The organism is Streptomyces alkaliphilus (genome assembly GCF_014141535.1).
GTDB lineage: Bacteria > Actinomycetota > Actinomycetes > Streptomycetales > Streptomycetaceae > Streptomyces > Streptomyces alkaliphilus.
In genome coordinates this window covers 1-4,942 of record NZ_VKHT01000338.1, presented here as the reverse complement: position 1 = coordinate 4,942, position 4,942 = coordinate 1, and the positions used below count along the sequence as shown (strand labels likewise).

General features: G+C 74.3%; 5 protein-coding genes. 2 read left to right on the top strand and 3 right to left on the bottom strand.

The window, feature by feature from the left end; all coding sequences use genetic code 11:
* A partial coding sequence (locus FNQ90_RS12535; protein WP_182606445.1) for a hypothetical protein occupies positions 1-797 on the top strand: 797 nt, incomplete at its 5' end.
* A 38-nt stretch (positions 798-835) separates the two neighbouring features.
* On the opposite strand, the gene FNQ90_RS12530 is transcribed toward FNQ90_RS12535, so the two are convergent.
* The gene (locus tag FNQ90_RS12530) at positions 836-2,206 is read right to left on the bottom strand and encodes a helix-turn-helix domain-containing protein (protein ID WP_182606444.1); all 1,371 of its coding nucleotides are present in this window, start codon (positions 2,204-2,206) and stop codon (positions 836-838) included.
* A 195-nt stretch (positions 2,207-2,401) separates the two neighbouring features.
* Here FNQ90_RS12530 and FNQ90_RS12525 point away from each other — a divergent pair, with 195 nt between their 5' ends.
* Complete coding sequence (locus FNQ90_RS12525) at positions 2,402-2,755, top strand: hypothetical protein (protein ID WP_143621328.1); 354 nt, start codon at positions 2,402-2,404, stop codon at positions 2,753-2,755.
* A 232-nt stretch (positions 2,756-2,987) separates the two neighbouring features.
* Here FNQ90_RS12525 and FNQ90_RS12520 read toward each other — a convergent pair whose 3' ends face one another.
* Both FNQ90_RS12520 and FNQ90_RS12515 read right to left on the bottom strand, forming a co-directional pair.
* Positions 2,988-3,989 (bottom strand): ABC transporter substrate-binding protein, encoded by a 1,002-nt coding sequence (locus tag FNQ90_RS12520; protein WP_323379916.1) that lies wholly within the window; start codon positions 3,987-3,989, stop codon positions 2,988-2,990.
* Between the two features lie 124 nt (positions 3,990-4,113).
* Entirely contained in the window at positions 4,114-4,884 is a 771-nt protein-coding gene (locus FNQ90_RS12515; RefSeq protein WP_182606446.1) for an ABC transporter ATP-binding protein, read from the bottom strand.
* Positions 4,885-4,942 lie beyond the last annotated feature (58 nt).

Sequence of the window (4,942 nt, the reverse complement as noted above, 5' to 3'; positions counted from 1 at the left end):
CTCCGGCACCCCCCGCGCCCGACCCCGCGCCGGCCGGACCGGAGGCCGCCGGCCCGCAGGTCCCGGCGGTTCCGGCACAGGCGACCCCGGCGCCCCCGGCCGAGCCGGCGGCCCGTCCGGCGGCCCGGCACCCCTGGGTCGACGAACTGCCCCGCGAGTACTACGGAGGCCGTCTCCCCGGTCTGGAGGGCGGCTTCACCGATCCCGAGGTCACCAACCCCCGGCCGGTCGACTTCACCAAACCCGGTGACGGGGCCACCGGGGCGCCCGCCGACCCGGCCGCACCGCCCGGCCCCCGGACCGAAGCGGCGGCCGGCGCCCCGGGCGACCCCGCCGCACCGGCCTCCGACCCGGCCGCCCCCGGCGAGGCCGGCGAGGGCGGCGGCCGGGCCCCCCGCGACAGCCGTCGCGCGGTCTGGCGGGCGGCCCGGCGCGGCCTGGGCGGCAAGCACGTCGGCGGCCCGGTGGAGTTGCTGGCGGTGCTGCTGCTGGTCGGCGGCGGCGTGTTCGGCGAGCTGATCGCCATGGCCGGCGGCTGGCTGCTGGCCTACTGGGCGCCCCGGATCGGCCGTACCGAGGCCAAGTGGGCCGTCTTCGGGATGCCCGCACTGGTCGCCACCGGCTACCTGGTCTGGCTGTACGGGCGGGTGAACGAGCAGTGGGGGGACCCGCTGGAGGCCGAGGCGATGACCGACACCTTCACCGCCAACCTCCCGTTGGTGGTGCGGGCGGCGGCGGTGGCGAGCGCGGCGTTCATCCTCTGGCGCGGCCTGCGCCGCCCCCCGGAGAAGAAGTAACCCCACCCGGGCCGTCGGGGACCGAAGCGGTCATCCCCTCACGCGAGGGCACCGACGCGTCGGGCGAAGGTCCGAACTCCCGGCAGGGTGCGGTCGTACCGCATGAGACCGGCGGCCATGGTGCGGACCGGTGCGCGACGGACCTCCTGCGGCGCAGCCTGCTCGGCGGCCAGCAGCGAGCGGTGGCAGCGGTCGGGTTTGCCCCACTGCTCGAAGGCGCGGGCGACATCGATCCAGTACCGGGCTCGGCGTTCGGCGGTGGGCAGCGCGGCGACATCGACGCGACGCGCGTGTTCGATGGCCTGACCCGCGTCGCCGAGCAGGTGGCTGATCGAGATCCGATGGAGGAGAACCCGGGCGGGGCCGAAGACGGTGCCCCGCGCCATCGCGTCCCGACCGAGCTGCCCGGCCGTGGCCTCGGCCTCGGCGATGAGGGCCTGCGCGGTGTGACGGTCACCCTGCTTCGCCGCGGTGTAGGCGGCGGTGGCGTACAGGTTGCCCCGGACCGAGAGCCCTTCGACAGTGGCCCCGTCGGGCTCGCCCGCCAAGTGTCCTGCCGCGACGACGGCGACATCGGTGGCCCGCGCGTGGTGTCCCCGCCTGCGCCAGGTGGAGGACACCATCCGGTGGGCCTCCGCGACGGTCAGGGCGTCCGCACCGCCGAGAGCGGCGGTGAGGGCCCGGTCGGCGGTCACGGCGGCCAAGCCGTCCTCACCGAGTTTGATGCACAGGCGGGTCGCGATGGTGTACAGATCGGCGACCGCCGTCGCCGCCCGCTCCGGATGGGCGTTCCCGTCCAAAGTCGTGGCCAGCGCGATACGGGAGGGGAGCGCACGGGCGAGAGCGGTGTAGCGGCAGGCGCCGAACTCGTCCCGGGAGGCGTCCACCGCCGCCGCGACCGTCGCCGGCCCGGGATCGGTGGCGGGCACCTGTCCGGGGCCCCGGTGAAGCAGTGGATCCTCCAGGCCGGAGAGGTTCGGCTGGGACGGGGCTCCGGTGGCGGACGAGGCCCCGAGAACCGTCCCGGTGCCGGCTCCGGCCAGAGCCGCCAGGAGTTCGCGACGTCGCACCGGGTCGTCCACCTCCTCGCCGAACAGGGCTTGCGGATCCACCCTAGTGGTGGGCGGGGGATTCGACGGGAGCTGTTGGGGTTGTGCCGTCAGCCCGAGGAGGTGGGGTGGGATGTCCAGGCACTCGGCGAGGCGTCGAAGCAGCACCACGTCGCGCAGCGGTTGTTCGCCGCGTTCCATTCGGGAGAGGGACGCGGCGGTGTAACCGACCCGCCCGCCGAGGTCGGCGAGCGTGATGTCGGCGGCACGGCGGGCCAATCGCACGATCGCGCCGGCGTCGTGACGGATGAGGGCTTCGCGCATGGCCGCCGATCGCCATACGGGATGGGTGCTGTCCACGACTCACCTCCTGCGGGCGACATTGTCCCGTTGATCACGGCTCGGCACGCGCAGTCGCAAGGTTTTTACGTGGAGTGCACATCGCGTGCGTGTCGCCGGGACCGTCTTTCCCGTGAGGCCGGCATCGCGATGTCCTCGTGACCACGGGCGATTCGCGACGGAACGGATCGCGGGAGGTGCGAGAGGTGAACGGGCTTGCGGGAGTTGCCGTCCCCGGCGGAGGTTCGGGCACATGTGCTGTTGGCTCTCGACCTGGCGAACCACGGTCGTGCGGAGGGGGAGGTGGCGGAAGTCCTCGCCCACCGGCTGCGCGACGGGGTTCGCGCTCTGGCCGAGCCCGCGCGCCGGTGGGCCACGGGGCGGAGCGATGTCGCGGAACGGGCCGGTCACCTGACCACCATTCGGAGGGCGGTCGAGATCGCCGATGCCGGATCCGGCCTCCACGCCGATCCGGCGCATTCCCTGCGAATGTTGGCCAAGGCGGTCGATGTCCTGGCACGTATGGCGGGGGCCGAGGCGGGTCGGAAGCGACAGGGGGAGGCGCGGTGACCACCCGGCCGCCCTGGCTGATCCCCGGTGTGCGAGCCCGGGACGAATACCGTCGGCGGGAAGGGATCGTTTCGGCGATCCACCCCACCCATGCCGTCCTGACCCCGCTCGACGGCGGCCGGACGTGGACCGCGCCGTTCACCGACCTTCGGCGGACCCGGGAGGAGTCGAGCCGTGGGGGACCGTGGCGGGCCGGGTCCCGATCCGTGACGGATCGGGACCCGGGGGCGCGTCAGGAAGCGAGGGCCTCCTCGATCTCGCCGAGGATGATGCCCGCCGCCGTGTAGCCGATGCCCTGGAACCACAGCTCGTCCTCGACGGCGAAGGCCCGGTTCTCCCGGACCGCGTCCATGCCCTCCCACAGGGCGCCGCCGACCGCCGCCGACTCGCCGCTGTTCTCCGGCGAGCCGTAGGAGGTGTGGAAGATGACGTCGCCGTCGCCGAGGTCGACCTGCTCGGGGCTGATCTCCACGGCGAAGCCGTCGGGGGCCTCGTCCACGATGGCGGGCCGGCCCAGCCCCAGGTCCTCCAGGATGGTGCCGATGTAGTTCTCCCGCCCGTACAGGCGGGTGTCGCCGCCCTCGATGAAGCGGATCACGCTCACCTCGGTGTCGGCGGCCTCCTCGGCGCCGCCGAGCGCCTCGACCACCTCGGCGACCCGCTCCTCGTAGTCCTCGACGATCGCGGCGGCCTCCTCCTGCCGGTTCAGCGCCTCGGCGTGCAGCAGGAAGTTCTCCTTCCACGGACCGCCCGGGTTCTCGCCGAAGACGGTCGGCGCGATCGCGGACAGCTCGTCGTACCGGTCGGCGTCGCGCGCCATGTTCCCGATGATCAGATCGGGCTCCAGCTCGATGATGGCCTCCAGGTTGGGCGCGGCGATGTTGCCGACGTTCTCGACGTCGGTGAGCCGCTCCTCGGGGAGGTAGAACGGGAAGCCGGTGGCGACGTCGGCGCGCACCGAGCCGACGGGGGTGACGCCCAGGGTCAGGGCGGAGTCCAACTCGGCGGTGTCCAGGACGACGACCCGCCGCGGATCCACCGGCACCTCCACCGGGCCCATCGCGGTGTCGATGGTGCGGGTCTCCCCGACCTCGCCGACCTCCCCCTCCGGGGTCGCGGCGTCCCCGCCGGTGCCGTCGGGGTCGTCGGAGCCGCAGGCGGTCAGCAACAGGGCGCCGGTCAGCAGGGCGGCGCCGGTGGTCAGGGTGCGGGTGGTGCGACGGGTGCGGGTCACGTGTCGGTCTCTCCTGATGTCGGTCCCCGGGGTTGCCGGGTGTCGGTCATGGGCGGTCGGCGGTCGGTGGCGAACCTCCGGGGCCGGGCGCGGTGGCGGGCGCCGGCCGGTCACCGGGTGGGGGTCACCCGTCCGGTGACCAGGGGGCGGCGGGCACCACCAGGGGCCCGCCGGTCACCGGGTCCGTCACCACCACGGCGGCCAGTCCGAAGACGTCCCCCACCAGCTCGGCGGTGACCACCTCCGCCGGTGGGCCGCTCGCCACCACCCGGCCGCCGGACATGGCGATCAGGTGGTCGGCGTAGCGGGCGGCCTGGTTGAGGTCGTGCAGAACCATCGCGACGGTGCGGCCCCGCTCGTGGTTCAGGCGCCGGATCACGTCCAGCACCTCCACCTGGTGCGCGATGTCCAGGAAGGTGGTCGGCTCGTCGAGCAGCAGCAGTTCGGTCTCCTGGGCCAGGGCCATGGCGATCCACACCCGCTGCCGCTGGCCGCCGGACAGCTCGTCCACCGGGCGGTCGGCGAGGTCGGAGACGCCGGTGCGCTCCATCGCCTCCACGACCGCCCGCTCGTCCTCCGTCGACCACTGCCGCCACCAGCGCTGGTGGGGCTGCCGACCGCGGGAGACCAGGTCGGAGACGGTGATCGCCTCCGGCGCCACCGGCGATTGCGGCAACAGCCCGATCCGGCGGGCGATCTCCCGGGTGGGCCGTTCGGCCAGTTCCGCGCCGTCCAGCAGCACCGCCCCCGAGCGGGGTCGCAGCAGCCGGCCGAGGGCGCGCAGGGTGGTGGACTTGCCGCAGGCGTTGGGGCCGACGACGGCGGTGACCAGGCCGTCGGGGAGCGTCAGGTCCAGCTCCTCGACCACCGTGCGGTCCTCGTAGGCGAGGGTCAGGCCCCGAGCGACGAGCCGTCCCCCCGCGTGCGCGGCGGGGGAGTGCCCGGCGGGGGAG